Origin of the sequence: Kingella kingae, assembly GCF_900475905.1 — a bacterium.
Lineage (GTDB): Bacteria > Pseudomonadota > Gammaproteobacteria > Burkholderiales > Neisseriaceae > Kingella > Kingella kingae.
This window is the reverse complement of the sequence record NZ_LS483426.1, coordinates 571639-597250: the sequence shown is the minus strand read 5'-3', so window position 1 is coordinate 597250 and position 25612 is coordinate 571639. Positions and strand designations below refer to the sequence as shown.

Annotated in this window: 24 protein-coding genes; 12 read left to right on the top strand and 12 right to left on the bottom strand. The window is 48.5% G+C overall.

Going from position 1 to position 25612, the window contains the following annotated elements; genetic code table 11:
• The first annotated feature begins 40 nt into the window (after window positions 1-40).
• From DQN52_RS03225 to DQN52_RS03195, 7 genes are all read left to right on the top strand, one after another.
• Window positions 41-898 carry an SDR family NAD(P)-dependent oxidoreductase gene (locus tag DQN52_RS03225; RefSeq protein ID WP_003788807.1) on the top strand — a complete coding sequence of 286 codons (858 nt, stop codon included), beginning with the start codon at window positions 41-43 and terminating at the stop codon, window positions 896-898.
• Window positions 899-1010: 112 nt separating this feature from the next.
• Entirely contained in the window at window positions 1011-1277 is a 267-nt protein-coding gene (locus DQN52_RS03220) for an oxidative damage protection protein (RefSeq protein WP_003791548.1), read from the top strand.
• 164 nt (window positions 1278-1441) lie between these two features.
• Complete coding sequence (gene acpP / locus DQN52_RS03215) at window positions 1442-1675, top strand: acyl carrier protein (protein WP_003788810.1); 234 nt, start codon at window positions 1442-1444, stop codon at window positions 1673-1675.
• 102 nt (window positions 1676-1777) lie between these two features.
• A complete protein-coding gene (gene fabF, locus DQN52_RS03210; protein WP_003788812.1) occupies window positions 1778-3025 on the top strand; it encodes a beta-ketoacyl-ACP synthase II in 1248 nt (415 codons plus the stop codon).
• Window positions 3026-3227: 202 nt separating this feature from the next.
• Entirely contained in the window at window positions 3228-4604 is a 1377-nt protein-coding gene (locus DQN52_RS03205) for an MATE family efflux transporter (protein WP_003788814.1), read from the top strand.
• A 23-nt stretch (window positions 4605-4627) separates the two neighbouring features.
• Window positions 4628-5668: a UDP-N-acetylmuramate dehydrogenase gene (gene murB, locus DQN52_RS03200; protein WP_003788816.1), complete on the top strand. Its 1041-nt coding sequence runs from the start codon at window positions 4628-4630 to the stop codon at window positions 5666-5668.
• Between the two features lie 97 nt (window positions 5669-5765).
• Window positions 5766-6959 carry an amino acid aminotransferase gene (locus tag DQN52_RS03195; protein ID WP_032827893.1) on the top strand — a complete coding sequence of 398 codons (1194 nt, stop codon included), beginning with the start codon at window positions 5766-5768 and terminating at the stop codon, window positions 6957-6959.
• Between the two features lie 68 nt (window positions 6960-7027).
• On the opposite strand, the gene lpxA is transcribed toward DQN52_RS03195, so the two are convergent.
• The 7 genes from lpxA to rseP form a co-directional block, all read right to left on the bottom strand.
• Window positions 7028-7804, bottom strand: coding sequence for an acyl-ACP--UDP-N-acetylglucosamine O-acyltransferase (lpxA, locus tag DQN52_RS03190; protein ID WP_003788820.1), 777 nt, complete (start codon window positions 7802-7804; stop codon window positions 7028-7030).
• Window positions 7805-8052: 248 nt separating this feature from the next.
• On the bottom strand, window positions 8053-8502 hold the full coding sequence (gene fabZ / locus DQN52_RS03185) for a 3-hydroxyacyl-ACP dehydratase FabZ (RefSeq protein WP_003788823.1): 450 nt from the start codon (window positions 8500-8502) through the stop codon (window positions 8053-8055).
• Complete coding sequence (locus DQN52_RS03180; protein WP_003788826.1) at window positions 8480-8713, bottom strand: hypothetical protein; 234 nt, start codon at window positions 8711-8713, stop codon at window positions 8480-8482. Before DQN52_RS03180 ends, fabZ begins: the two co-directional genes overlap by 23 nt.
• A 1-nt stretch (window position 8714) precedes the next feature.
• The gene (gene lpxD, locus DQN52_RS03175) at window positions 8715-9749 is read right to left on the bottom strand and encodes a UDP-3-O-(3-hydroxymyristoyl)glucosamine N-acyltransferase (RefSeq protein ID WP_080561243.1); all 1035 of its coding nucleotides are present in this window, start codon (window positions 9747-9749) and stop codon (window positions 8715-8717) included.
• A gap of 72 nt (window positions 9750-9821) precedes the next feature.
• The gene (locus DQN52_RS03170) at window positions 9822-10328 is read right to left on the bottom strand and encodes an OmpH family outer membrane protein (protein WP_003788830.1); all 507 of its coding nucleotides are present in this window, start codon (window positions 10326-10328) and stop codon (window positions 9822-9824) included.
• An 83-nt stretch (window positions 10329-10411) separates the two neighbouring features.
• Window positions 10412-12943 carry an outer membrane protein assembly factor BamA gene (gene bamA / locus DQN52_RS03165; RefSeq protein WP_038319086.1) on the bottom strand — a complete coding sequence of 844 codons (2532 nt, stop codon included), beginning with the start codon at window positions 12941-12943 and terminating at the stop codon, window positions 10412-10414.
• A gap of 4 nt (window positions 12944-12947) precedes the next feature.
• On the bottom strand, window positions 12948-14306 hold the full coding sequence (rseP, locus tag DQN52_RS03160; RefSeq protein ID WP_003788834.1) for an RIP metalloprotease RseP: 1359 nt from the start codon (window positions 14304-14306) through the stop codon (window positions 12948-12950).
• A gap of 210 nt (window positions 14307-14516) precedes the next feature.
• Between rseP and DQN52_RS03155 the strand changes: the two genes are divergently transcribed.
• The 3 genes from DQN52_RS03155 to frr all read left to right on the top strand — a co-directional run bounded on the left by DQN52_RS03155 (window position 14517) and on the right by frr (window position 17906).
• The gene (locus tag DQN52_RS03155; RefSeq protein WP_032827895.1) at window positions 14517-15692 is read left to right on the top strand and encodes an HlyD family efflux transporter periplasmic adaptor subunit; all 1176 of its coding nucleotides are present in this window, start codon (window positions 14517-14519) and stop codon (window positions 15690-15692) included.
• 12 nt (window positions 15693-15704) lie between these two features.
• Window positions 15705-17231 carry a DHA2 family efflux MFS transporter permease subunit gene (locus tag DQN52_RS03150; protein WP_003788839.1) on the top strand — a complete coding sequence of 509 codons (1527 nt, stop codon included), beginning with the start codon at window positions 15705-15707 and terminating at the stop codon, window positions 17229-17231.
• A gap of 117 nt (window positions 17232-17348) precedes the next feature.
• A complete protein-coding gene (gene frr / locus DQN52_RS03145; protein ID WP_003788843.1) occupies window positions 17349-17906 on the top strand; it encodes a ribosome recycling factor in 558 nt (185 codons plus the stop codon).
• Window positions 17907-18074: 168 nt separating this feature from the next.
• Here frr and waaA read toward each other — a convergent pair whose 3' ends face one another.
• The 3 genes from waaA to DQN52_RS03130 all read right to left on the bottom strand — a co-directional run bounded on the left by waaA (window position 18075) and on the right by DQN52_RS03130 (window position 20678).
• The gene (gene waaA, locus DQN52_RS03140) at window positions 18075-19337 is read right to left on the bottom strand and encodes a lipid IV(A) 3-deoxy-D-manno-octulosonic acid transferase (RefSeq protein WP_003788845.1); all 1263 of its coding nucleotides are present in this window, start codon (window positions 19335-19337) and stop codon (window positions 18075-18077) included.
• A 132-nt stretch (window positions 19338-19469) separates the two neighbouring features.
• Window positions 19470-20108 (bottom strand): azurin, encoded by a 639-nt coding sequence (gene azu / locus DQN52_RS03135; RefSeq protein ID WP_003788847.1) that lies wholly within the window; start codon window positions 20106-20108, stop codon window positions 19470-19472.
• 153 nt (window positions 20109-20261) lie between these two features.
• A complete protein-coding gene (locus DQN52_RS03130) occupies window positions 20262-20678 on the bottom strand; it encodes a DUF721 domain-containing protein (RefSeq protein ID WP_003788849.1) in 417 nt (138 codons plus the stop codon).
• A 113-nt stretch (window positions 20679-20791) separates the two neighbouring features.
• Here DQN52_RS03130 and glmS point away from each other — a divergent pair, with 113 nt between their 5' ends.
• Window positions 20792-22636, top strand: coding sequence for a glutamine--fructose-6-phosphate transaminase (isomerizing) (glmS, locus tag DQN52_RS03125; protein ID WP_003788851.1), 1845 nt, complete (start codon window positions 20792-20794; stop codon window positions 22634-22636).
• 61 nt (window positions 22637-22697) lie between these two features.
• Here the strand turns inward: glmS and DQN52_RS03120 are convergent, their stop codons facing one another.
• Together DQN52_RS03120 and pyrH are read right to left on the bottom strand one after the other, a co-directional pair.
• On the bottom strand, window positions 22698-23657 hold the full coding sequence (locus DQN52_RS03120) for a glycosyl transferase family 90 (RefSeq protein WP_003788854.1): 960 nt from the start codon (window positions 23655-23657) through the stop codon (window positions 22698-22700).
• A gap of 185 nt (window positions 23658-23842) precedes the next feature.
• Window positions 23843-24559, bottom strand: a complete 717-nt coding sequence (gene pyrH / locus DQN52_RS03115; protein WP_111694412.1) for a UMP kinase — start codon at window positions 24557-24559, stop codon at window positions 23843-23845.
• Between the two features lie 277 nt (window positions 24560-24836).
• On the opposite strand from pyrH, the gene uppS reads away from it, so the two are divergent.
• Window positions 24837-25589: a polyprenyl diphosphate synthase gene (gene uppS / locus DQN52_RS03105; RefSeq protein ID WP_003788861.1), complete on the top strand. Its 753-nt coding sequence runs from the start codon at window positions 24837-24839 to the stop codon at window positions 25587-25589.
• Window positions 25590-25612 lie beyond the last annotated feature (23 nt).

Sequence of the window (25612 nt, the reverse complement as noted above, 5' to 3'; positions counted from 1 at the left end):
CAGCATAATACTAAAACTTCAACATAAAGGACAATAAAAAATGGCTATTCTGATTACAGGTGCATCGGTTGGTTTTGGCGCGGCAATGGCAACGGCTTTTGTGCAGGCTGGTTATTTGGTCATCGGCACGGCGCGTCGTAGCGACAAATTGGCAGAACTCAAAGCCAAATTGGGCGACCGTTTTCAACCCATTACCATGGACGTGTGCGATAAAAATTCGATGCAGGCTGCTTTGGCACACATTCAAACCCTGCCCGAAGCGTTCCGCCAAATCGATTGCTTAATCAACAATGCAGGCTTGGCTCTGGGTTTGGACAAAGCCTACGAAGCCAATTTTGACGATTGGGAAACCATGATTCACACCAACATCATTGGTTTAACCTATCTGACACGCCAAGTGTTGCCCCAAATGGTTGCCAACCAACGCGGCTACATCATCAATATTGGCTCAATCGCAGGCAATTATGTTTACCCAGGTAGCAACGTGTATGGCGCAAGCAAAGCCTATGTGCGCCAGTTTAGCCACAATTTACGCGCCGATTTACACGGCACAGGCGTTCGTGTCAGCAATGTTGAACCTGGTTTAGTGAGCGGTTCAGAATTTTCCAATGTCCGCTTCAAAGGCGACAACGACCGCGCCGCGCAGTTATACGAAAACGCCAACGCGCTCATGCCCAATGACATCGCCCAAACCGTGTTGTGGCTATACCAAACGCCAGCGCACATGAACGTGAACAGCATTGAAGTGATGCCTACCACGCAAAGCTGGGCAGCGTTGAACGTGTATAAAGGCGAAGCAGCACCCGACAACGCCGCGCAAACCGAAGTAAGCAATCCAAGCGATGCCAATGCACCCGAATTGAAATTGTTTAGCAAATTGGCGCAATGGTTTAAATGATGCACGACAAAGCAGCCTGCACATCAAAGATATATAAATTTGCGATATTTTGCAGGCTGCTTTAAATTTTGCTACCATAGCGACTTTCTTTTACCACATAAAGGAACACACCATGACACGCATGGTAAACTGCATCAAATTGGGCAAAGAAGCCCCAGGTATGAAGTTTGCCCCCCTGCCAAACGCACTGGGCAAACGCATTTTTGAAAACGTATCACAAGAAGCATGGGAAGGCTGGACACGTCATCAAACCATGTTGATTAACGAAAACCGCCTATCGCTTGCCGACCCACGCGCTCGCGAATACTTGGCGCAACAAATGGAAAACTACTTTTTTGGTGACGGTGCAGACCAAGTTCAGGGTTACACGCCACAATAATTTGGCAAGCAGCCTGCAATATTTAACAATATTTTGCAGCAAACACTAGCCAAAATCACCGAAAAACAGATAAAATCACTCAATCTTAAATTTAGGTGGAAAACTCTAAAACACCATCTTATTCATTCATCTTGCCATGTGGCATTTTTTTTAAGGAATTATTTATGTCTATCGAACAAAAAGTAAAAAGCATCGTTGCCGAACAATTAGGCGTTAACGAAACCGAAGTAAAAAACGAATCTTCTTTCCAAGACGACTTGGGTGCAGATTCTTTGGACACCGTTGAATTGGTTATGGCTTTGGAAGAAGCATTTGGCTGCGAAATCCCTGACGAAGACGCAGAAAAAATCACAACCGTTCAAGCAGCGATTGACTATGTAAATTCAAAACAAGGTTAATCTTGATTGATAAATCTTGTTGATAAAAATACAGCCTCTGATTAACGGCACACGCTGTCAATCAGAGGCTTTGTTACAAAACGCTTTCAAGAGTAAACACTTATGAATAAAAGACGAGTAGTCATCACAGGTTTAGGGCAAATTTCGCCTGTGGGCAACGATGTAGAAAGTGCATGGAAAAATTTGTTGGCAGGCAAAAGTGGCATCAGCAAAATCACGCGCTTTGACGCATCGGAACTGGCTTGCCAAATCGCTGGCGAAGTGAAAGACTTTGATATTACACAATATATTCCAGCCAAAGAAGCGCGCCGCATGGATACGTTTATCCACTACGGCATTGCAGGCGCGTTGCAAGCGATTGCCGATGCCAAATTGGACGATTTTGCCGATTTGGACAAAGACCGCGTGGGCGTGAACATTGGCTCGGGCGTTGGCGGTTTGCCGCTGATTGAAGAAACCGTACGCAATGTTGTGGCTGGTGGTGCGCGTAAAATCAATCCGTTTTTTATCCCAGGTTGTTTAATCAATTTAATCACAGGACACGTTACCATTTTAAAAGGCTATCGCGGACACAATTATGGCATCGTGTCTGCCTGTGCATCGGGTACGCACGCGATTGGCGATTCATTCCGCAAAATCCAATACGGCGAAGTAGATGTCATGGTGGCAGGTGGTGCTGAAAGTGCGGTTTGCACGGCTGGTATTGGTGGTTTTGCGGCAATGAAGGCCCTATCCACCCGCAACGACGCCCCCGAAGCGGCATCACGCCCATGGGACAAAGACCGCGACGGCTTTATTATGGGCGAAGGCTCTGGCATGTTGATTTTGGAAGAATTGGAACACGCTAAACATCGTGGCGCAAAAATTTATGCCGAAATCGTGGGCTTTGGCGCAAGTTCCGATGCCTATCACATTACCGCGCCCAATGCTGAAGGCCCTGCGCTAGCATTGTCTCGCGCGATTGCCGACAGCGGTTTGCCTGTAAGCGAAATTGATTATGTGAACGCACACGGCACTTCTACGCCTTTGGGCGATGCCAACGAAACCAACGCCACCAAAGCGGTGTTTGGCGAGCACGCGAAAAAATTAGTGGTTAGCTCAACCAAATCCATGACAGGTCATTTGCTGGGTGCAGCAGGCGGCGTGGAAGCGGTGTACAGCGTGTTGGCAATTCGCGACCAAATCGCACCGCCAACGATTAACTTGGTTAATCAAGATTTTGACGCTGGCTGCGATTTGGATTATTGCGCCAACGAAGCGCGTAAAATGAACATTCGCGCCGTTGCGTCTAACTCGTTTGGATTTGGCGGTACGAATGGGACGTTGGTGTTCAAGCAGTTTGAAGACTAATCGCAATAGTACGGCGTTGCCAACGCCCTTATGTGCTACTTGCACACGGTGGGCGTTGTCGCCTTGTCCTATTTTTATTTCATTTCGCTATAAAATACAAAAGCAGCCTGCACTTTTTGTTGATTTAAAGTGCAGGCTGCTTTGTTGTTTACACTCATTTTTGTTATACAATCCCCCTTTTCCCTATGCAGGCTGCTTTGCCATGATTTTTGACTTAAACCGCTATTCCTTTTCCGATTTTCGCCGCGAAGCCAAGCAACTGATGAGCTTGGCTTTGCCCATGATGTCGGCACAAATTGCATCGGTGGCGATTGGCGTAGTGGATACGGCAATGGCAGGTGCAGCAGGCAAAAGCGACCTAACCGCAGTCGGTTTGGGTAACGCCGTGTTTGCCACCGTGTTCATCACATTCATCGGCATTATGACCGCGCTGAACCCGACCATCGCCCAACTACACGGCTCAGGCGAGCGCGAAAAAGTTGGCGAAAGTGGACGACAAGGCTTATGGTTTGGCGCGTTTTTGGGCGTGTTGGGCATGATTTTGTTGCTCGCACTCATCGCGCCGCTCAAAAATTATTTGGACATGAACGACTACATTGAACACATGTTCGGGCAATATTTGCTGTTTACCGCGCTCGGCATGCCAGCCGCCATGCTCTATCGCAGCCTGCACGCCTATGCCAGCAGCCTAAACAAACCCAGCGCGATTATGTGGATAAGCTGGGCGGCGTTGCTACTGAATATCCCATTGAATTACCTGTTTATTTACGGCAAATTCGGCTTCCCACAACTGGGCGGCGCAGGTGCAGGTGTCGCAACCGCCATCGTGTTTTGGTTCAACGCCATTGCGCTATGGATTTATGTTGCCAAAACGCCGTATTTTCACACTTTTGGCTTAACGCAAACCTTTACACTACCCCACTGGCACACCCAATGGCAACTGCTCAAACTCGGTTTACCGATTGGTTTTTCCTATTTTTTAGAAGCCAGTTTGTTTACCTTTATCGTGTGGCTGATTGCCGATTTAGGCAATGATTACGTTGCCGCGCAGCAAATCGTTCTCAGCCTAACCAGCGTGATTTACATGATTCCGCAAGCGATTGGCACGGCGGCAACCGTTCGCATTGGCTATTCGCTGGGCAAACGCCATTTTGCACGCGCACGGTATATTTCGGGCGTATCGTTGAGCGTGGGCGCGGTTTTAGCGGTTTGCACCCTAACAGGCTTGCTATTTGGGCGCGAATTTTTCGTGAGCTTGTACAACAAAGACCCGAATGTGATTCGCATTGCCGTCCAAATTTGTCTGTTTGCCGCTATTTTTCAAGTGTTTGATTTTATGCAATGTATCGCGTCTTATGCTTTGCGTGGCTACAAAATCACGCGCGTACCGATGATTATCCACGCCATTGCCTTTTGGCTGCTGGGCTTACTCCCAGGTTACGTGCTGGCGTACGGGCTAGACATGGGCATTTATGGCTTTTGGGTTGCACTGATTGTTTCGCTGTGTGCGGCAGCGGTTGCGCTGGTTTGGTATTTGGAAAAATGCAGCGCGTGGGCGCAAAACAATCGCGGTTTGTAAAAGCAGCCTGCACTTTTTATTTAATGGATAACCCCATGTTAAACCTACATAAAAACCATATCATCACACCTTACACCACTTTTGGCTTACCAGCACGTGCTGCCTATTTTGTAGAACTGACACACAACGAAGACTTGCCAACCCTGTGCAAACTACCCGAATTTGACGCGCAAACCGTGTGCTGGCTCGGCGGTGGCAGCAATGTTTTGTTTATGCGCGACTACCCTGCCCTAGTCGTTCGCATGGCAACACGCGGCATTCGCGAAGTGACACGACACGGCTCACAAGTGCAAGTGGAAGCACAAGCAGGCGAAGTGTGGCACGATTTTGTGCAAGCAACTTTGCGTATGGGCTTATCGGGACTGGAAAATTTGAGCTTAATCCCTGGCACAGTCGGCGCATCGCCCGTGCAAAACATTGGCGCGTATGGCGTGGAAGTGAAAGATTTAATCCACAGCGTAAACTGTTTTGACTTGGAACAGCAGGCATTTGTGTCGCTATCCAACGCGCAATGCCAGTTCGCCTATCGCGACAGCCTGTTCAAACACGCAGGCAAAAAGCGTTATGTGATTGTGTCAGTCGTATTCAACTTATCCACAGATTTTGTTGCCAAAACCCAATACGGCGACGTTGCCAGCGTGTTGGCAAACCAAGTGGCAAACCGTCCGATTACCGCGCAAGACGTTTCCAATGCAGTATGCCAAATCCGCCAACAAAAATTGCCCGACCCTGCTGTGTTGGGCAATGTGGGCAGTTTTTACAAGAACCCGATTGTGTCTGCCGAACACGCGCACACATTGCAGGCTGCTTTTGCCAATATGCCGACTTATCCACAAGCCAATAGCGATGTGAAGCTGGCAGCAGGCTGGTTGATTGACCAATGTGGCTTAAAAGGCTTTGCGATAGGCGGTGCGGCGGTGCATGACAAACAGGCTTTGGTACTGGTTAATCGCCAAAACGCAACGGCTAATGATGTTCGTGCGCTGTCGGATTACATTGTGCAGCAAGTCGCGCAAAAATTTGACGTGCAGCTGCACCCCGAGCCGATTTGGTTGCCAGAGTAAATTGCAGGCTGCTTTTTTTAATCAAATATATTGCCAGCACGACACGTTAGCAGTATAACCACATTTTTTACCCACTTTTATGTTGAAGGAGCAAGCGATGTTTTTTGATAAGATTCAAGCCGCGCCAGCCGACCCTATTTTGGGTTTGGGCGAAGCGTTCAAAGCCGAAACCCGTGCCGAAAAAGTGAACTTGGGCATTGGCGTGTACAAAGACGCGCAAGGTCAAACGCCAATTTTGAAATCGGTTAAAGAAGCCGAAACCCGTTTGTTGGCGCAAGAAAACACCAAAAACTACCTGACCATTGACGGCGTGGCAGCCTACAATGCCGCAACGCAAGAATTGCTGTTTGGTGCAGAACACGAAATCATCGCCAATCAACGCGCCAAAACCGCACAAAGTTTGGGTGGCACAGGCGCATTGCGTGTGGCAGCCGAATTCATCAAACGCCAAACCAACGCGCAAAACGTGTGGATTTCTGCCCCAACTTGGCCAAATCACAACGCCATTTTCAACGCAGTGGGCATCAATATCCGCGACTATCGCTACTACGACAAACAAGCGCACGGCTTGGATTGGGCAGGCTTAATTGAAGATTTGAGCCAAGCACAACAAGGCGATGTTGTCTTGTTGCACGGCTGCTGCCACAACCCAACAGGCATTGACCCCACGCCCGAACAATGGGAAACGCTGGCAAAAATGTCCGCCGAAAAAGGCTGGTTGCCTTTGTTTGACTTTGCCTATCAAGGCTTTGCCAACGGTTTGGAACAAGACGCATACGGATTGCGTGCGTTTGCCAAACAAAACCGCGAATTGTTGATTGCCAGCTCCTATTCCAAAAACTTTGGTATGTATAACGAACGTGTGGGCGCGTTTACCGTGGTTGCAGACGATGCCGACACCGCCAATCGTGCATTTAGCCAAATCAAAACCATTATCCGCACCTTGTATTCCAACCCAGCTTCGCACGGTGGCGCAACGGTGGCAATGGTATTGCAAGACGCACAATTAAAAGCGCAATGGATTGCCGAATTGGACGAAATGCGCGACCGTATCAAAACCATGCGTCAAAAATTTGTAGACACGCTCAAAGAGTGTGGTGCAACGCAAGATTTTGATTTTATTGTGCAACAAAATGGCATGTTCTCGTTTAGCGGTTTAACGCCCGAGCAAGTGGATAGATTGCGCGATGAATTTGCGATTTATGCGGTGCGCTCTGGACGCATTAACGTGGCTGGGATTACCGAAGCGAATATTCGCTATTTGTGTGAAAGTATTGTGAAAGTACTGTAATCCAATCCATAAACATAACAAAGCAGCCTGCACTTTTTGTTGATTTAAAGTGCAGGCTGCTTTTTGGTTTACCGAATAATCCCACGCGATGAGGTTGCCAAAAAGTCGCGCAAAATTTGCAATTCGCTGTGTTGCTCGGCGTTTTGAGCGATTTGGGCTTTGGCTTCTTCCAGCGGTAAATCGCGCAGATAAATGTCTTTGTAGGCATTTTTGACGGTGGCGATTTGTTCGGCAGAAAAGCCGTTGCGGCGCATGCCTTCGCTGTTTAAGCCAGCAGGCTCGGCACGATAGCCCGATGCCATAAAATACGGCGGCACGTCTTTGTGTATGCCTGCAGCAAAGGCGGTCATGGCGTAGTTGCCGATGCGACAGAATTGGAACACCAGCGTGTAGCCGCCCAGCACGACATAATCGCCAATTTCAACATGTCCTGCCAAGCTGGAATTGTTGGCAAAAATGGTGTGATTGCCAACCACGCAATCGTGCGCCAAATGGCAATATGCCATAATCCAGTTGTCATCGCCCAAGCGTGTTTCGCCAATGCCTGTTACCGTGCCTGTGTTGAAGGTGGTGAACTCGCGAATGGTGTTGCCGTTGCCGATGATGAGTTTAGTGGGTTCATCGCGGTATTTTTTGTCTTGCGGCTGTGCGCCCAAGCTGGCGAATTGGAAAATTTTGTTGTCGCTGCCAATGGTGGTATGCCCGTCAATCACGACGTGCGGCCCGATGTCGGTGTTCGCGCCAATTTGCACGTTTGCGCCAATAATGCTGTATGCGCCCACTTTGACGCTGCTATCTAGTTCGGCTTTAGGGTCAATGATGGCGGTGGGGTGGATTAGAGTCATGACTGTCCTTTCGGGAGTTGGTTTTTGTACACGACAAAATGGATTGAGTCGTTATGTTGGATTACAACTATAGTGGATTAAATTTAGATTAGAACAAGGCGACAACGACCGCCGTGTACAGCTAGTACATAAGGGAGTTGGCAACGCTGTACTAATCTAAATTTAATTCACTATAAATCTACATAACGATATTTTTGTGCAGGCTGCTTTGATATATCACAAAAAAGCAGCCTGCACTTTTATGTGGTTTACACTTTACGTTTGGCGCACATAATCTCGGCTTCCACCGCCAATTCATCGCCCACAAACGCTTTGGCGGCGAATTTGCCAATGCCGCGTTTGCTTTGCAGCAGCTCAATTTGGAATGTGAGTTGGTCGCCTGGAATCACTTGGCGTTTGAATCGCGCGTTGTCAATGCCTGCAAAAAAGTAGATTTCATCGGGGTTGCGTCCGCCTTCGGTCAAAATTGCTAATGCGCCACACGCTTGCGCCATCGCTTCAATAATCAACACGCCTGGCATAACGGGGAAATCGGGGAAATGTCCTGTAAATTGCGGTTCGTTCATGCTCACGTTTTTAAGCGCGGTTAGACTTTTGCCGCTTTCAAACGCGGTGATTCTGTCCAACAGCATAAACGGATAGCGGTGTGGAATCAGTTTTTGAATGTCTTTGGCTTCAATCGGTAGTGTGATGTTCATGTGAATGTTCCTGTTGTTGAATAAGAGTTTGGTTTTGCTCCATGCGTTTCATGCGTTGATTGCGACGGCGAATCATCACCACCCAAAACATAAACACGGTGGGTAAAATCGTCCAAAAAACCAAGTAAATCAGCATTCTTGCTAAACTGGGCTGGGCGATGGAAAACATAAGCGTAACAAAAATATAGCCTATTGCCACAATGTGCCACATATTAGCTTTCCTGTTCGCTGCTTTGGGCAAGCTGTTTTTCCAAGGCTTTGATGCGTTTGTGCATTTCGTTTAAGTGATTGATATGCACGGCGTTTCGCGCCCATTCTTTGTAGGTTTGCATGGGGAAAATGCTGGCGTAATGCGTGCCACTTTCTTTAATGCTGTGCGTTACCAATGTGCCGCCGCCAATCGTGGTTTTGTCGGCAATCTCAATATGTCCAACTGTGCCAACGCCACCGCCAATCACGCAAAAACTGCCAATGCTGGTACTGCCCGAAATGCCTGTCATGGCAGCAATCACGGTGTGTTCACCCACTTTGCAGTTGTGTGCCAGTTGGATTTGGTTGTCGATTTTTGTGCCGCGCCCTACGGTGGTATCGCTCATCGCGCCGCGGTCTATGGTGGTGTTCGCGCCCACTTCCACGTCATCGCCCAGCGTAACCGCACCTGTTTGCGGAATTTTGAACCAACTGTCGCCTGCAAACGCCAAGCCAAAGCCGTCTGCGCCAATCACTGCGCCCGAATGAATTTCTACGCGCTTACCCAAAGTGCAGCCATAATAAACGGTTACATTGGGGTGCAACACGGTGTCATCGCCCAAAGTGCAATCGTGTTCAACCACGCTGTTTGCCAAAATGCGACAACGCTCGCCCAACACGGTGTTTGCGCCAATATAAACATTCGCGCCGATTTCGCAACTGGCTGGCACAGTGGCAGACGCTTCAATCACGGCGGTGGGGTGAACGCCTGCACAAGCAGCCTGCACAGGGTGGAACAATCGCGCCACTTGGGCAAAATACAAATACGCATCGGGCGCGATAATCAGATTACGGTCGGGAAATAAATCGGCATTTTTGGCGGACACGATAACCGCGCCTGCTTGGCTATCGCTCACTTCTTGCTTGTATTTTGGGTTTGCCAAAAACGTGATGTGTTGCGATTGGGCGCGAGCGGCTGGGGCAATCGCATCAACCGTAATATCTTGTCCACGCCATTCGCCGCCCAGTTTTGCCACGATTTGAGATAAAGTAAACACTTGAATTTTCCTTATATCGCAAAAGTGCAGGCTGCTTTTTTCGTACACAAAGCAGCCTGCACTTCAAAAACATTATTTCATTTGGTCGAGCAACTGAATCACGCGGTCGGTGATGTCGTATCTGCCATTCACAAACACCGCTTCTTGCACGATTAAATCAAACTTTTCGCTTTCGGCAATATTGTGAATAATGCTATTGGCATTGTTTTGCAACGCGGCAAATTCTTCGTTGCGGCGCAAGCTGTATTCTTCGGTTAAACGCATTGCTGCCACGCGGTATTTTTGTCCTGCTTCCAGCAATTTGGCTTCGGCTTCTTTTTGTGCCGTTGCACTTAATTTGCCCGATGCCACTTCTTGCTGCAATTTCAAACCTGCATCGCGCATATTGGACAACTCTTTTTGCTGTTGACCAAATTCGCGCTGCAAAGTCGCTTCAATGCGTTTGGCGGCTTGGGTTTCGGTATAAACGCGTTCGGGGTTTACATAGCCAAACTTCATTTCTGCCCAAGCTGGCGTTGCCAATAAAAAGCAGCCTGCAACAGTCGTCGCCTTCAATGCCGAAAAAATCGTGGTTTTCATGATTAAAACTTTCTTATGATGAGTTTATGAAAGTGCAGGCTGCTTTTTTATTTCACGCAACCTGCCCACTTTATCCAATATGATTAAAACACCGTACCCAACTGGAATTGGAAGCGTTGAATCAAATCGGTATCGCGCTTACGCAATGGATACGCATAGCTCAATTTGATTGGGCCCACAGGCGAAATCCAAGTTAGCGCACCACCTGCCGAATAGCGCAATTCTTCACGGAATGTTGAGCGATAGTCGGAAGAATAATAGCCATTTGAGCCATTTGGATTGCTGGCACTATAACGATTTGGATTATACGTTTTACCGTCCCACACGCTACCTGCATCGGCAAACAAGCTCAAACGCACGGTACGGCTGTCTTTAACACCTGGGAATGGGAACAGCAATTCGGCGTTCACATTTGCCGCAAATTTACCGCCATAGGTTTCGGTATCGCGAGAGCCGTCAATCGGGTCAATGTCGTACACTTTAGGGCCCAACGAACCACTTTCAAAGCCACGCACCGAACCCAAACCACCACCTGTTTGATTGAACATAAACGGTACTTCGCTGGTCTTGCCATAACGACCACTAATACCAAATTGTCCATTCAGCATCAAAGTAAACGCTTTGTTCAATGGGAAATACCACGTTTGTTGATGACCCAGTTGATAATATTGAATACCGCTACCCGGCAAAGCAACTTCGCCTGTTACATTGGCTTGATAGCCTTTGGTTGGCCAATACGCATCATCGGTGGTATTGCGATACCAGCTCAACAAACCTTTGTACAACCAGTTGCGCTCACCGTGTTGGTTCACAAAACGTTGATAGCGATACGGCGGATTATCACGTAATTTAACCTGCATATTTTCCACGCCTAAACCAATATTGACACGGTCATATTCCGTAATCGGAACACCCATTACCATTGTGCCGCCATAACGCAACATGCGGTAATTACGCGCACTGGTATTGAGTTTATAGGGCACATAATTTGAGCCAAACAGCGTGTAAGTCATGCTCACACCGTCTGGCGTGAAATATGGGTCGGTAAACGAAATATTGGCATTTTGGCGCACTTTACTGCGCGACACGCTCAACGATGCCGATTTGCCCGTACCAAACAAATTGTCTTGCGACACGCTACCCGAAATTACCAAACCATCGTCTTGCGACCAGCCTGCACTCGCATTCAAGCTACCTGTGGCGCGTTCTTTAACCGCTACCGACAAATCGACTTGCTGTTCGTTTTCAGGCACAACGGCAGATTGCATATTCACGTCTTCAAAATAGCCCAACTGGCGCAAGCGTTCCATAGAACGGTTGATTTTGGCTTGGTCAAACGTTGCGCCTTCCATTTGACGCAATTCGCGGCGAATCACTTCATCGCGGGTTTTGTTGTTGCCGCTCACGGTAATGTGGCGCACGGCAATGCGGTTACCTGGTGCAATTTGCACGGTAATATCCACAAAATTTTTGCCTTTGCCATTTTCAGCCAAGCGACGGTTGGCATCGGCGGTTACTTGCGCGTGGGCATAGCCTGCCGATTGCAATTCCAGTTTAATTTGCGCCAAAGCAGCCTGCAACGTTTCCATATTGCTCAAACGACCTTCTTTGAGTTTAGACAAATGGCGCGTTAAATTGTCCATTGACACGTCTTTGGAATCGCCCACAATATTGGCTTTACCCCAATGATAGCGTTCGCCTTCATAAACTTTAATGGTTACGCTTTCACTGGTTTTGTCTTCGGATAATTGACGCTGTAAGCCTTCTTCATCAACACGAAAATCAAAATAACCTTTGTCGTGATAAAACGCTTCCAAACGCGCTTTATCTTGGGCAAATTTTTCCCACGAGAACACGTCTGATTTGGTTGCCCACGAGAACAATGTGCCGTCTGTTAAGCTCACAACACGGCTCAAACGGAAGTCAGAGAAATTCTCGTTGCCTTCAAAGTTCAGCTCATCAACACGCGTGGTTTCGCCCTCTTTGATGTCAATGGTAATAGCAACACGGTTACGCGCCAATTCTTGAATTTCTGGCTTGATTTCTACGCTGTTTTTACCCTGTTCACGATACGCGCCATACAGAGCTTGTAAAGCACGTTGCAAGGCTTCTTGGCTAAAAAAATCGCCTTTCGCCAAGCCTGCCGATGCCAAAGCCTGAGCGGTATCAAATTTAGATTGCGTTTCAAATTCTGCTAATTTTTCGTCATGCGATTTTTCGCCGTTTCGCAGTACCAAATCGGCATCGCTGGCGGTGGTGCTGCCGCGCACTTGCGACATTTGTTTCAAAATCGCATCGTTGGGCAACACTTTTGCGCCACGAATGGTTAAATCGCTAATAATTGGGCGTTCTTTTACCGTGATGATGAGTTGCTCACCGTTTTGTTCCAACATCACGTTTTCATAAAAACCGCTGGCATACAAAGAGCGGATAATGTTTTCGCCCACAGTTTCAGTATAAATATCGCCCACTTTAATCGGCAACAAACTGCGAACAGTCGCTTCTGATGTGTGCTGTTCGCCCTCTATGCGAAAATCGCCCACAGTAAAATCTGCCCAAACGGGGCTTGCCATACCAACGGCAATAAGTGTTGCAACCAGTTTATTTAATTTCATGTTGTTATCCAAAAAATACACGAGTTATATCGTTAAAAAAAGCCAAAATCATCATGGTGAGCATGGCTGCCAAACCCAAACGCAAGCCCATGTCTTGCACGGCTTTGCTCAATGGGCGGCCGCGAATCCATTCGGCGGTATAGTAAACCAAATGTCCGCCATCTAAAACAGGAATCGGCAATAAATTCATCGCGCCCAAGCTAATGCTAACCAATGCCAAAAATTCAATATAGGGCTGCCAACCAATTTTGGCGGTTTCGCCTGCCACTTCGGCAATGGTTATCGGCCCTGATATGTGCGACAACGATGCGTTGCCTGTTACCAATTTGCCAAAAAAGGAAAATGTCATGCTGGTGTAGTCCACCATTTTTTGCCAACCCAGTTGCAAGGCGTGCAGGCTGCTTGGATAGTAGTGATGACGCACTTGTTTTGCCCACGCTTCGTCTGCGCCCACACCTACGCCGACACGTCCGACAATTTGGCTTTTATCGGGCAGTTCTACGGGTTCGGGCATGAGTTTGGTTTGCAAGGTTTGTTCGCCACGTTTGAAGCTAACCGATAAATTTGCGCCTGCGTTTTCGCGCACGATTTTTGTCCAGTCGTCCCAAGTTGGGGTAGCTGTACCGTTAATGGCGATGATTTGGTCGCCTTTTTGCAAGCCCGCTTTGGCGGCTGGGCTGTTTTCGCCCACGATGCCGATTTTTTCGCTGGATTTGAATGCGGATAAGCCCAAGCTGGCTTGTCGTTTGGCAATGGCTTCGGCTTCGGGTGTGCCTGCTGCATCAATGATGCGCTGTGCAGGCTGCTTTTGCGCGGTTTCTACATCTACCAACACTTTGCCTGCTTCTAAATCCAGTACGATTTGGGTTTGCACATCAGCAAAGGTTCGCACCACTTCGCCATTAACGCGCACAATTTGGTCGCCGACTTGAAAACCAGCCTGCGCAGCAAGGGTGTTGGGGTGAACCGTGCCAACAATCGGGCGAACTTCGTGTACACCGCCCAACACAAAGCTAACCCAATAGAGCAGCACCGCCAGCACTAAATTGGTTAAAGGCCCTGCGACAACGGTGGCGATACGTTTGAATGGGTGTTGTTTATCAAAGGCATAGGGCAAGTCTTCATCGCTGACATTGCCCTCGCGCGTATCCACCATTTTAACGTAGCCACCCAGCGGAATGGGCGCAAGACACCATTCTATGTTGCGCCAGCGTTTGGTGTAAAACGGCGTACCAAAGCCCACGGAAAAGCGCAAAACTTTGATGCCACACCAGCGCGCTACCAGCAAATGACCCAATTCGTGCAGGCTAACCAGTAGCAAAATGGCAATTAAAAAGGCGACTAGGGTTTGTAGAAAAGACAAGGTAACTCCAAGAATTTAGAAAAAGTGCAGGCTGCTTTGCCCATAAAAAACGGCAAGAATAACAGCTTTATTTGGTTTTGTGTATGATTATATAACAAGTTACGTCCATGCTATAATGTATGTAAATAAACTACACGCGGCGCAGCGTGTTTTTCGTATCCCTAATATCACAAAGCAGCCTGCACTTTGAATTCAACCAGAAAGACCACCATGACAAACAGTAAACCAAGTAAACAACGCAATAAAAAGCCCCTGCTGGCGATGACGATTATTTTTGCTGCCATTGGCGCAGGCTGGGCGGCTTTTCATTTTGGTTCGTGGCAGCATTTGGAAGAATCGGAAAATGCCTATGTAAACGGACACACAGTGCAAATTTCGGCGCAACTGCACGGCAGAGTCAGCCAAATTTTGGTGGACGACACCGACACGGTGCAAGCTGGACAAGTGCTACTCACATTGGATAACAACGATGCGACTTTGGCATTAGAAAAAGCCAAAAGTCAGCTCGTGTTGGCGGTGCGACAAAATGCGCGATTGAATTCGGGCATCAACGCGGCACAAGCGCAAGCGGCGGCACAAGCTGCCGAAGTCAAACGCGCCCAAGTTGCCGTACAAAAAGCCGAAGCCGATTGGAAACGCCGCGAGTCGTTACGTGGCAGCGATGCGGTGTCGGCAGAAGAACTCAGCCACGTTAAAGTTGCGCTAGACAATGCCAGAGCCACTTTGCAAGCGGCACAAGCGGCGGTGCAGGCGGCAAAAGCGCAAGAACAAGCCCAGCGCGATGCGGTTGGCAAAGATATTCCGTTGGAACAGCAACCCGAAGTCATGGCGGCGGCAAGCGCGTTTAAAGAAGCGTGGCTGGCGGTGCAGCGTACCCAAGTTCGTGCGCCTGTGTCGGGGCAAGTGGCAAAACGCAATGTGCAACTTGGGCAACAAATTGGGGCAGGTGCGCCGTTAATGGCGATTGTGCCAATGAACGATTTGTGGGTAGATGTCAATTTCAAGGAAACGCAGTTGGCAAAACTCAAAGCAGGGCAAGAAGTGGAATTGACTTCGGACTTTTATGGCAGCGATGTGAAATTTAAAGGCACAATTCAAGGCTTGTCGGCTGGCACGGGCAGCGCGTTTTCCTTGTTGCCTGCACAAAACGCCACAGGCAACTGGATTAAAGTGGTGCAACGCGTTCCAGTGCGTGTGCGCTTAAATCCACAAGAACTGGCTGCACACCCATTGCGAATTGGTTTATCTATGCACGCAACGGTGGACACGCGCAATCAATCGGGCGACAACATGACCAACGTAGCCAATCCAAAGCAGCCTGCACTTTCCGAAGACTTATCGCAAGCCGATAAATTGGTTGCCGACATCATCGCCAACAGCCGCTAAACGAGTGTTGCCATGACTGCTCAACCAAAATATTTAAGCGGATTGCCCTTGGTGCTGCTCACGGCGGCATTGGCGTTATCCGTGTTTATGGAAGTACTGGACACCACCATCGCCAACGTGGCATTGCCGCATATTTCGGGCGACTTGGGTGCAGCCACATCGCAAGGAACGTGGGTCATCACATCGTTTGCGGTTGCCAACGCCATTTCCGTGCCGCTTACAGGCTGGGTGGCGCGGCGTTTTGGCGAAGTGCGTTTGTTTTTAACCGCCGTGTTGATGTTTGTGATTACATCGTGGCTGTGTGGCATTGCGCCCAATTTGCCTTTGTTGATTTTATTTCGCACGCTGCAAGGTTTGTTCACAGGGCCGCTGATTCCGTTATCGCAAAGTCTATTGTTGGCAGCCTATCCGCCCCATCGCCGCCATTTGGCATTGGCATTTTGGGGCATGACCGTGATTACCGCGCCGATTCTTGGACCGATTATTGGCGGCTACATCAGCGATCGCATACATTGGGGCTGGATTTTCTTCATCAACATACCAATTGGCGCATTCGCCTTTTTGCTGTCGCGCCACTATTTGCGCGGACGCGAAACCGAAACCGTCAAAAATCCAATCGACACAGTTGGCTTGATTTTAATGGTGCTGGGCGTAGGCAGCCTGCAATTTGTGTTAGACCACGGGCGTGAAGTAGATTGGTTTTCGTCCAACGTGATTGTTACCGCGTCCGTTATCGCCTTTGTGGCTTTGTCCTACTTCATCATATGGGAGTTGGGGCGCGATAACCCGATTGTGGATTTAACGCTGTTCAAAGACCGCAATTTCACCGTTGGCACATTGTGTTTGAGCTTAGCATTTTTCTTGTATATGGGAACGGTGATGCTGTTGCCCATGTTGCTGCAAACCCAGCTTGGCTACACCGCCACATGGTCAGGGCTTGCCGTTGCTCCAGTCGGGATTATGCCCGTGTTGCTCGCCCCCATTATCGGCAAACTGGGCGACCGCTTGGATATGCGCTGGGTGGTAACATTCAGCTTTATTATGTATGCCATATGCTTTTGGTGGCGTTCCGAGCTAACCGCGCAAATTCATTTTTGGGGGATTGTGTTGCCGCAATTCTTTCTAGGCTTTGCCATGGGAACGTTCTTTTTGCCCTTATCGGCGATTACCTTGGCAGGCATGGAAGGACACCAAGTTGCCAGCGCAGGCAGCTTGTCCAACTTCTGTCGCGTGTTGGCAGGCGCAATGGGTTCGTCTTTGGCGATTACGCTGTGGGAAAAGCGCGAAGCCTTTCATCATGTGCGCCTAACCGAACACTTTACGCCATATAGCCCACAAGCCACCATGTTGCAGCAAATGCAAGCCGCAGGCATGACCGAAGCACAAAGCTACGGCATGGCAGCCATGCAAATCACCCAGCAAGGGTTTATTTTGTCGGCAGCCGAATTGTTTTATGTGTCGGCAGGCTTGTTTTTGTTTTTGATTGCATTGGTATGGCAAGCCAAGCCACCGTTTGGTGCGCCGACTGGTGGGCATTGAAAAAGCAGCCTGCACTTTCAATCCACAAAAAGTGCAGGCTGCTTTTTCCACAAAATCACTTGTCGCCAACACCCAAACACTTTACCATTCTTTCTTTTTTGCCAACTAGGTAACCCTATGACTAACGACATTCAAAAAACCGCCGAAAACAAAATGCAACGCTCACTAGAAGTATTGGGCGACAATCTATCCAAAGTCCGCACAGGTCGCGCCCACACAGGCTTGCTTGACCAAGTGTCGGTAGAATACTGGGGCAGCGAAGTGCCTATAAGCCAAGTTGCCAACGTAACCTTGCTGGACGCGCGTACCATTGGCGTAAAACCGTTTGAAAGCAACATGGCAAGCAAAATTGAAAAAGCCATTCGCGATTCCAATTTGGGTTTGAACCCTGCTGCGGTGGGCGATTTGATTCGCGTGCCCATGCCCATGCTGACCGAAGAACGCCGCAAAGACTTGATTAAAGTGGTGCGTGGCGAAGCAGAAGACGGACGCGTTTCTATCCGCAACGTGCGCCGCGATGCCAATGACCACATCAAAAAATTGTTGAAAGACAAAGAAATTTCGGAAGATGAAGCACGTCGTGGCGAAGAAGCCGTGCAAAAATTGACCGACAAATACATTGCCGATGTTGATAAAATGTTGGCAGCAAAAGAAGAAGATTTGATGGCAATTTAAGCCGTATTCGCAATATAGCGAATTAAATTCAAACTAGTACAGCGTTGCCAACTCCCTTATGTACTAGCTGTACACGGCGGTCGTTGTCGCCTTGTCCTAGTTTGAATTTAATCCACTATACAAAGCAGCCTGCACTTTATTGTAAACGAAAGTGCAGGCTGCTTTTTTCTATTGTTTAACCACATCAACAATCTGCTTGGCAATCCGCTCGCTCGCGCCCTGATGTTGCGCCACAAACGCCACACCCTGTTGCGCCAACGGCAAACATTCGCTCGGATTAGCCAACCAATCACGCGCCACACGAACCACTTCTGCCGCGCTAGCACATTGTTTTGCCGCGCCTGCCGCTATCGCCAAATCGCAAGCCGCCTGAAAATTATAAGTCGATTGCCCAAACAGCACAGGCTTGGCGCACGACATCGGCTCAATCACATTCTGGCAACCCGTGTCCACCAAACTGCCGCCCACAAACACCACATCTGCCGCCCCGTAATAGGCAAACATTTCGCCCATGCTATCGCCAATCCACACTTGCGTATCGGGCACAATCGCTTGATTTTCGCTGCGTTTTTGCGTACGCAAACCATATTGTTGCGCCAAAGTGCAGGCTGCTTCAAAACGCTCGGGGTGGCGTGGCACAATTATCAACAAATCTTCGGCTTGGCACACATTTTTCCATTCGCGCAACAGCAAATCGGCTTCATCAACGCCGTCTTTTTCACGTGTGCTGGCGGCTAAAAACACACGACGATTGCCCATTTTTTGGCGAAATTGTGCTGCCAATTCGTGCATGTGTTCGGGCGGTGCAATGTCAAATTTGGTGTTGCCACACACAATCGGCGCGGTTACGCCAATCTGTTCCAAGCGTTCTGCGTCTTCAATCGTTTGCGCGTAACAGACTGATAATTTGGATAAAGCTGGAGCAATCAAACCGTGAATTTTGGCATAGCCCGTTTGCGATTTTTCCGACAATCGCGCATTGGCTAAAAACAGCGGAATTTGCTCATCGTGGCAGCCTGCAATCAAGTTTACCCAAATTTCGGTTTCCATTAACACGCCAAACATCGGGCGATGCTCACGCAAAAATTGGTGTACCCAATCGGGGCGGTCATACGGCAAATAACGGCATTGCGCGTTGGGATAGAGCTGCTGGGCGGTGGCGCGTCCTGTGGGTGTCATTTGTGTTAAGAGCAAGGGCGCATCGGGAAAATGCTGTTGCAATGCCGAAATCAACGGCTGGGCTGCGCGGGTTTCGCCCACCGACACGGCGTGAATCCAAATCGCGTTTTGGGTAGGATTGGGATACGCTGCGCCAAAACGCTCGCCCCAATGCAGCAAATAATCGGGATTTTTTTGCGCTCGTTTACGCAAATAATGGCGAATAATCGGCGGCGCAACAAGCCATAATGCTGAATACAAAAATGACCACATAAACTTATTCCAAAAAAGCAACAATGCCTACGGCATACTCTTTTATACCCAAATCAAAGATTTGGACAAAAGAGCAAAGCAGCCTGCACAATCTAAAAACCGTGCAGGCTGCTTATTTTAGGGTTTAGCTAATTATTTAGCCACGCTAATTTTGCCGTTCATCATTGCGTAGTGACCTGGGAATGAGCAGTAGTATTCGTACGCTTCGCCAGCTGCCAATTTAGACACGTCAAATGTCAAAGTATCTTCTTCGCCGCCACCAATCAATTTGGTATGTGCAACCACGCGCTCATCGTTTGGTTTAACAAAGTTGTTTTCGATTTTAGCGGTTGCGCCGTCAGCCAAAACACCGTCTTTGTCAGACGTTTTGCTAACCACAACGTTATGTCCCATTGCCATAGCTGGCATTTTGCCAACGTGTTTCAACGTGATGCTGAACTGTTTGCAGCTTGCAGGTACGCTGATTTCTTTTGGATCAAATTTCATTGCGTCGTCGCTGGTAATCGCAGCAGCACATTCGCCTGCCGCAGCAGCTGGGGCAGCGGTTTCAGTGGCGGCTGGTGCAGCAGGTGCAGTTTCAGACGCAGCAGCAGGAGCGGCTTCAGCTGCCGCAGGGGCAGCTTCCGATGCAACTGGCGCAGTTTCAGATGCAGCAGGAGCAACCTCTGACGCAGCTGGTGCAGGAGCCACCGCAGGTGCTGCTGGTTTGTTGTCGCCACACGCTGCCAAAGACAAAGCCGCTGCTGCGATTAAAGACAAATACATTTTCATAATAAAATTCCTTATACATTAAAAACAATGGAGTCATCTTACAAGAAACAAAAATATTTACATAAATTTCTTGTTAAGAACTGTGAAATTATGCGCGGTTTTTAATACGCTGTCTTTGTTTTTTTGTTGATGTATGTGTAATTTTTTGTAAACCTATTGCTGATGCTGAATTAAATCGCGCAGAGCTTGTGCCAATTCTGGGTATTGTTCTACTTTTTGCGCGGTGCGTTCAAATGACGGCAACGCATCACTGGGGATACTGTGCGTTTTGTTACGCTCAGGCGATGGATTGCGCGGCTGGGTATAAACCCGAATGTGTCGCACCCAATCGCAATGCTGCTGAATTTGCGGCAACAACGCAGGCAACATCATTTTAAGGCGTGATGCTGCCATAGGAATATAGGCATGAATCACCAAATCGCTCTCTTCCACGCACACCACGCGGCAATGTTCGCGCAAATTGGGTGGCAGCAGGCGTTTAACCAGTTGGTCTAGCTGATTAAAATATTGTGCTTGACGCAATAGCCCTGTTAAATTGCCATCGGGCGCAAGAAGTTTGTCCAATTCCATTGTTATGTTGTCAGTGAAGTAAAAATTAATATTATAATGCGCGATTTCAAGTGCAGGCTGCTTTGAGAGTCAAACGGCTTGTTTTTTTATCAACTAGATACTAAGGAACAATTATGTGCGGTATCGTCGGCGCCATTCGTAGCGCAAACAACAATGTAGTGGATTTTTTAACAGACGGCTTAAAACGCTTGGAATATCGTGGTTACGATTCATCGGGCATCGCCGTATTGAACGACGACAAAATCAAGCGCGTTCGCCGCGTGGGTCGCGTTGCCAATATGGAAGACGCAGCCAAAGAAAAAGGCGTATTCGGGCAAATCGGCATTGGACACACGCGCTGGGCAACACACGGCGGCGTAACCGAACCGAACGCGCACCCCCACATTTCGGGCGGCAAAATCGCAGTTGTCCACAACGGCATTATTGAGAATTTTGAAGCGGAACGCGCTCGTTTGCAGGGTTTGGGCTACGAATTTGAATCGCAAACCGACACAGAAGTGATTTCCCACAGTGTTCGCCACGAATACGACCAAAACGGCGGCGATTTGTTTGCGGCGGTTCAGGCTGCCTGTAAACATTTCCACGGCGCGTATGCGATTGCCGTGATTGCCCAAGATAATCATGAAAATATGGTTGTGGCGCGTATGGGTTGTCCGTTGTTGGTGGCGTTGGGCGATAATGAGACGTTTATCGCGTCTGACGTGTCGGCTGTGATTGCATTCACACGCAAAATCAGCTACTTGGAGGACGGTGACATTGCGTTGTTGAACGCTGGCGATATCGTGAAACTGGTGGATAAGTCGGGCGAACAAGTGGAACGTGCGATTAAAAATTCTGAATTGTCGTTGGCTTCGTTGGAATTGGGCGCGTATAACCATTTCATGCAAAAAGAAATTCACGAACAACCACGCGCTGTGGCGGATACCGCAGAAGTGTTTTTGGACGGCGGTTTTATTCCTGAAAATTTTGGTGCGAACGCGAAACAAGTTTTTGAAGACATTGACAGCATTAAAATTTTGGCGTGTGGCACGTCTTACTACGCAGCTTTGACGGGCAAATATTGGCTGGAAAGCGTGGCGCGGATTCCGTGCAATGTGGAAATCGCCAGCGAATACCGTTACCGCGATGTGATTGCCAATCCAAAACAACTGATTATCACGATTTCGCAATCGGGCGAGACTTTGGACACAATGGAAGCGTTGAAATTCGCGCAATCGTTGGGGCATGAACACAGCTTGTCTATTTGTAATGTGATGGAATCGGCGTTACCGCGCAATAGTGAGCTGGTGTTGTACACTCGCGCGGGGGCGGAAATTGGCGTGGCTTCTACCAAAGCATTTACGACACAACTGGTTGTATTATTTGGCTTATCGGTAACTTTGGGACGTTTGCGCGGCAAGGTTTCGGACGAGCAATTAGCAAGTTATACACAAGAATTGCGCGAACTTTCAGGCAGCATTCAACACGCCTTGAACCTTGAACCGCAAATCGCAGCTTGGGCACAAAAGTTTGCCAAAAAACCGAGCGCGTTGTTCTTGGGTCGCGGCATTCACTACCCAATCGCATTGGAAGGCGCGTTGAAATTGAAAGAAATCACTTATATCCATGCAGAAGCCTATCCTGCTGGCGAATTGAAACACGGCCCGTTGGCTTTGGTGGACGAAAATATGCCTGTGGTGGTCATCGCGCCAAAAGACGGTTTGCTGGACAAAGTCAAAGCAAATATGCAAGAAGTGTCGGCGCGTGGTGGCGAGCTGTTTGTGTTTACCGATTTGGATAGCGAATACGAAAGCGATGCCGACAATATTCATGTGATTCGCACACCGCGTCATATTGGCACGTTGTCGCCGATTATTCACACGATTCCTGTGCAACTGTTGTCGTATCACTCGGCATTGGCGCGTGGCACGGATGTGGACAAACCGCGCAATTTGGCGAAATCGGTTACGGTGGAATAAGCGTATCAACTTAAAAAGCAGCCTGCACTTTTCATAAACAGAAAGTGCAGGCTGCTTTGCCCTATTTTTGGCAACAATCAAAATACTTCTGCATCACCATCAAGCTAACAATGCGTTCCAATTTGGCATCAAAAAACGGCTGCATCCATTGTTGCGCTTGCTGAACGATTTTTTCGGCAGCTTGCGGATTGGCTTTGTAAAAACGCAATTTTTCGTCCAAGTCCGAATAATCGTCTTCCAAACCAATGTAATGCACTTCGGGCTGCAATCGCCCTTCCATGAGCCATGTTTCGTATTTGGGGTGCGTCATCAAACACACCGATTGCGATGCCATTATCCATTTGAGATTGGTGGCGACATCGTTGCCCTCTATGCTCAATATGTATTTGTAGCGCAACTGCTCTGGCACGCTCATATAGGAGCGATGATACGGCTGATTTTGCGATTTACGATGCACGCAACCGACATCGCACAAAGGGTGGTTGTGGTATTGCTGCACAAATTTCAATCGCCATGGTTGATGCGCCGCCCCACGCCACACCAGCTGATTGCGCTTTTGGGAAAATGTGAGCGCGTCTGGGTACACATAAAAATGCCGAAAGCTGTCTAATTTGAGCAAAACGGAATGTTGATTGTCGTCTTGAATCGGTCGACTTTTGACAAATGCAGGCTGCTTTGGCACATGAATCACATCGCCAAACTCGCAATCAAACGCATAATCGGCTGGAAAATAGCGCACCAAATCGGCAAGGTCATAAAAATAGCTGGAATTCCAATCGGGGCAGCGATGGTATGCGCCAACGGTTTCTTGTGGTGCGTGGGTCAAAGCGGTGTTGAGCGATAGTTTGTTGTAGTAATCCACGCGGCTTTGAACGTGTTGTTGCTGTTCGGCTGGCAGCAGGCGAAATTCACGCAAAGCAGCCTGCACGTCTTTCTCTTTAAGTGCATAGGGCAACACGCCTAAATGTATGTGGCGCAAGTAAAACGAGAGTTTGTGCAAACGGCGGTGGAGGTCGTTCATCGTATTTTCCTTTGCGTGATTTAAAAAGCAGCCTGCATTTTCTGTTTACAAAAAGTGCAGGCTGCTTTTTATTCTAATACCAATTCAGAAAAGTAAGCTAACAAGGCGACAATGTCCGCCGTGTACGACAAATACATAAGGACGTTGGCAACGCGGTTAGATTAGTTTTATGGATTGGTATGGTATTAGTTGTGTACCAACGTACCTTCATCTGCGCCCAAAATCACGTTTTTGAGTGCGCCTTCTTTGTTGATGCCAAACACCACAATATTCAAATTGCGCTCGCGGCACAAGGTAAACGCAGTCGCGTCCATCACTTTTAAGTTTTTCTCAATCGCTTCATCAAAAGTAACGGTTTGATAGCGAGTCGCGCTTGGGTCTTTTTTCGGGTCGGCGGTGTAGATGCCGTCCACATTGGTCGCTTTGAGCATCACATCACAACACATTTCTGCGCCACGCAACGCCGCTGCCGTGTCGGTTGTGAAGAATGGATTGCCCGTACCTGCGGCAAAAATCACGATTTTATTTTCTTCCAAATACTGAATCGCTTTGGGACGCGTATAAGTTTCGGCGATTTGCTGCATGGCAAGTGCCGATTGCACACGCGCTTTTGCACCAATGCTTTCCAACGCTTCTTTAAGTGCCAGCGCATTCATCACGGTTGCCAGCATGCCCATGTAATCGGCAGTGGCTCTGTCCATATTGCCAGCTTGTGCCGACACGCCGCGGAAAATGTTGCCGCCGCCCACTACAATGGTGACTTCTACGCCTAAATCGGAAATTTCTTTCACTTGGCGCACGGTTTGCATAATCGTGTCGCGGTTGATACCGAATGGGTCGTTGCCCATTAGCGATTCGCCCGATAATTTTAGTAACACACGTTTGTATTTGATATTGCTCATTTGGAGTACCTTTACTTGGAGAAAACCGCGCGGATTATACGCCTAATCGTGGATTATCTTCAAACTAGTACTGCGTTGCCAACGCCCTTATGTACTAGATGTACACGGCGGGCGTTGTCGCCTTGTCCTAGTTTGAATCTAATCCACGATATATTTCGCAAGCAGCCTGCATTTTCTATCAAACAAATAAGGCAAGATTGATTGTTTTGCCCCAAAACACACTCAAGCAGCCTGCACTTGCTATAATGCGCGTTTTTTCCAATCCCGAAAGCCCAATATGAACACCAGCAGCACACAAGGCATTCCGCCGCATCACATCGTGCCACATCACGTTGCCATCATCATGGACGGCAATGGGCGTTGGGCAAAAAAACGCTTTTTACCGCGTGTGATGGGACACAAAAAAGGCTTGGACGTGTTGGAAGAACAATGCCGTATTTGCAATAAAGCTGGCGTTAAGTTTTTGACTGTGTTTGCTTTTTCAACCGAAAACTGGCGTAGACCTGCCGAAGAAGTCTCGTTTTTAATGGGCTTATTCTTGACCGCGCTGCAAAAGAAAATCGTCAATATGCACAAAAACAATATGCGCTTGCGTGTGATTGGCGATAGAACGCGCTTTAATGCCGAAATCCAACGCAGCATTGACAAAGCCGAACAGCTCACCGCGCAAAACACAGGACTAACGCTAACCATTGCCGCCGATTATGGCGGACGTTGGGACATTTTGCAGGCGGCAAACGCGCTCATTGCCGAAGGCAAAACGCACATTAGCGAAAGCGATTTAGCCAGCAAATTGATGTTGGGCGACGCACCCGAACCCGATTTATTTATTCGCACAGGCGGCGAAACGCGCATTAGCAATTTTATGTTGTGGCAAATGGCGTATGCCGAATTTTATTTTACCGATGTGCTGTGGCCTGACTTCAACGAAAGCGATATGCACCAAGCCTTGCTGTCGTTCACGCAACGCGAACGCCGCTTTGGTCGCACGTCCGAACAGTTGCCTGCCGAACAACAACGCTCGGCATAAAAAGCAGCCTGCACTTTTTATTA

Coding starts and splice junctions, on each gene's coding strand:
- DQN52_RS03225 (WP_003788807.1), top strand. CDS start 41: ATGGCTATTCTGATTACAGGTGCATCGGTTGGTTTTGGCGCGGCAATG.
- DQN52_RS03220 (WP_003791548.1), top strand. CDS start 1,011: ATGACACGCATGGTAAACTGCATCAAATTGGGCAAAGAAGCCCCAGGT.
- acpP (WP_003788810.1), top strand. CDS start 1,442: ATGTCTATCGAACAAAAAGTAAAAAGCATCGTTGCCGAACAATTAGGC.
- fabF (WP_003788812.1), top strand. CDS start 1,778: ATGAATAAAAGACGAGTAGTCATCACAGGTTTAGGGCAAATTTCGCCT.
- DQN52_RS03205 (WP_003788814.1), top strand. CDS start 3,228: ATGATTTTTGACTTAAACCGCTATTCCTTTTCCGATTTTCGCCGCGAA.
- murB (WP_003788816.1), top strand. CDS start 4,628: ATGGATAACCCCATGTTAAACCTACATAAAAACCATATCATCACACCT.
- DQN52_RS03195 (WP_032827893.1), top strand. CDS start 5,766: ATGTTTTTTGATAAGATTCAAGCCGCGCCAGCCGACCCTATTTTGGGT.
- lpxA (WP_003788820.1), bottom strand. CDS start 7,804: ATGACTCTAATCCACCCCACCGCCATCATTGACCCTAAAGCCGAACTA.
- fabZ (WP_003788823.1), bottom strand. CDS start 8,502: ATGAACATCACACTACCGATTGAAGCCAAAGACATTCAAAAACTGATT.
- DQN52_RS03180 (WP_003788826.1), bottom strand. CDS start 8,713: ATGTGGCACATTGTGGCAATAGGCTATATTTTTGTTACGCTTATGTTT.
- DQN52_RS03170 (WP_003788830.1), bottom strand. CDS start 10,328: ATGAAAACCACGATTTTTTCGGCATTGAAGGCGACGACTGTTGCAGGC.
- bamA (WP_038319086.1), bottom strand. CDS start 12,943: ATGAAATTAAATAAACTGGTTGCAACACTTATTGCCGTTGGTATGGCA.
- DQN52_RS03155 (WP_032827895.1), top strand. CDS start 14,517: ATGACAAACAGTAAACCAAGTAAACAACGCAATAAAAAGCCCCTGCTG.
- DQN52_RS03150 (WP_003788839.1), top strand. CDS start 15,705: ATGACTGCTCAACCAAAATATTTAAGCGGATTGCCCTTGGTGCTGCTC.
- frr (WP_003788843.1), top strand. CDS start 17,349: ATGACTAACGACATTCAAAAAACCGCCGAAAACAAAATGCAACGCTCA.
- waaA (WP_003788845.1), bottom strand. CDS start 19,337: ATGTGGTCATTTTTGTATTCAGCATTATGGCTTGTTGCGCCGCCGATT.
- azu (WP_003788847.1), bottom strand. CDS start 20,108: ATGAAAATGTATTTGTCTTTAATCGCAGCAGCGGCTTTGTCTTTGGCA.
- DQN52_RS03130 (WP_003788849.1), bottom strand. CDS start 20,678: ATGGAATTGGACAAACTTCTTGCGCCCGATGGCAATTTAACAGGGCTA.
- glmS (WP_003788851.1), top strand. CDS start 20,792: ATGTGCGGTATCGTCGGCGCCATTCGTAGCGCAAACAACAATGTAGTG.
- DQN52_RS03120 (WP_003788854.1), bottom strand. CDS start 23,657: ATGAACGACCTCCACCGCCGTTTGCACAAACTCTCGTTTTACTTGCGC.
- pyrH (WP_111694412.1), bottom strand. CDS start 24,559: ATGAGCAATATCAAATACAAACGTGTGTTACTAAAATTATCGGGCGAA.
- uppS (WP_003788861.1), top strand. CDS start 24,837: ATGAACACCAGCAGCACACAAGGCATTCCGCCGCATCACATCGTGCCA.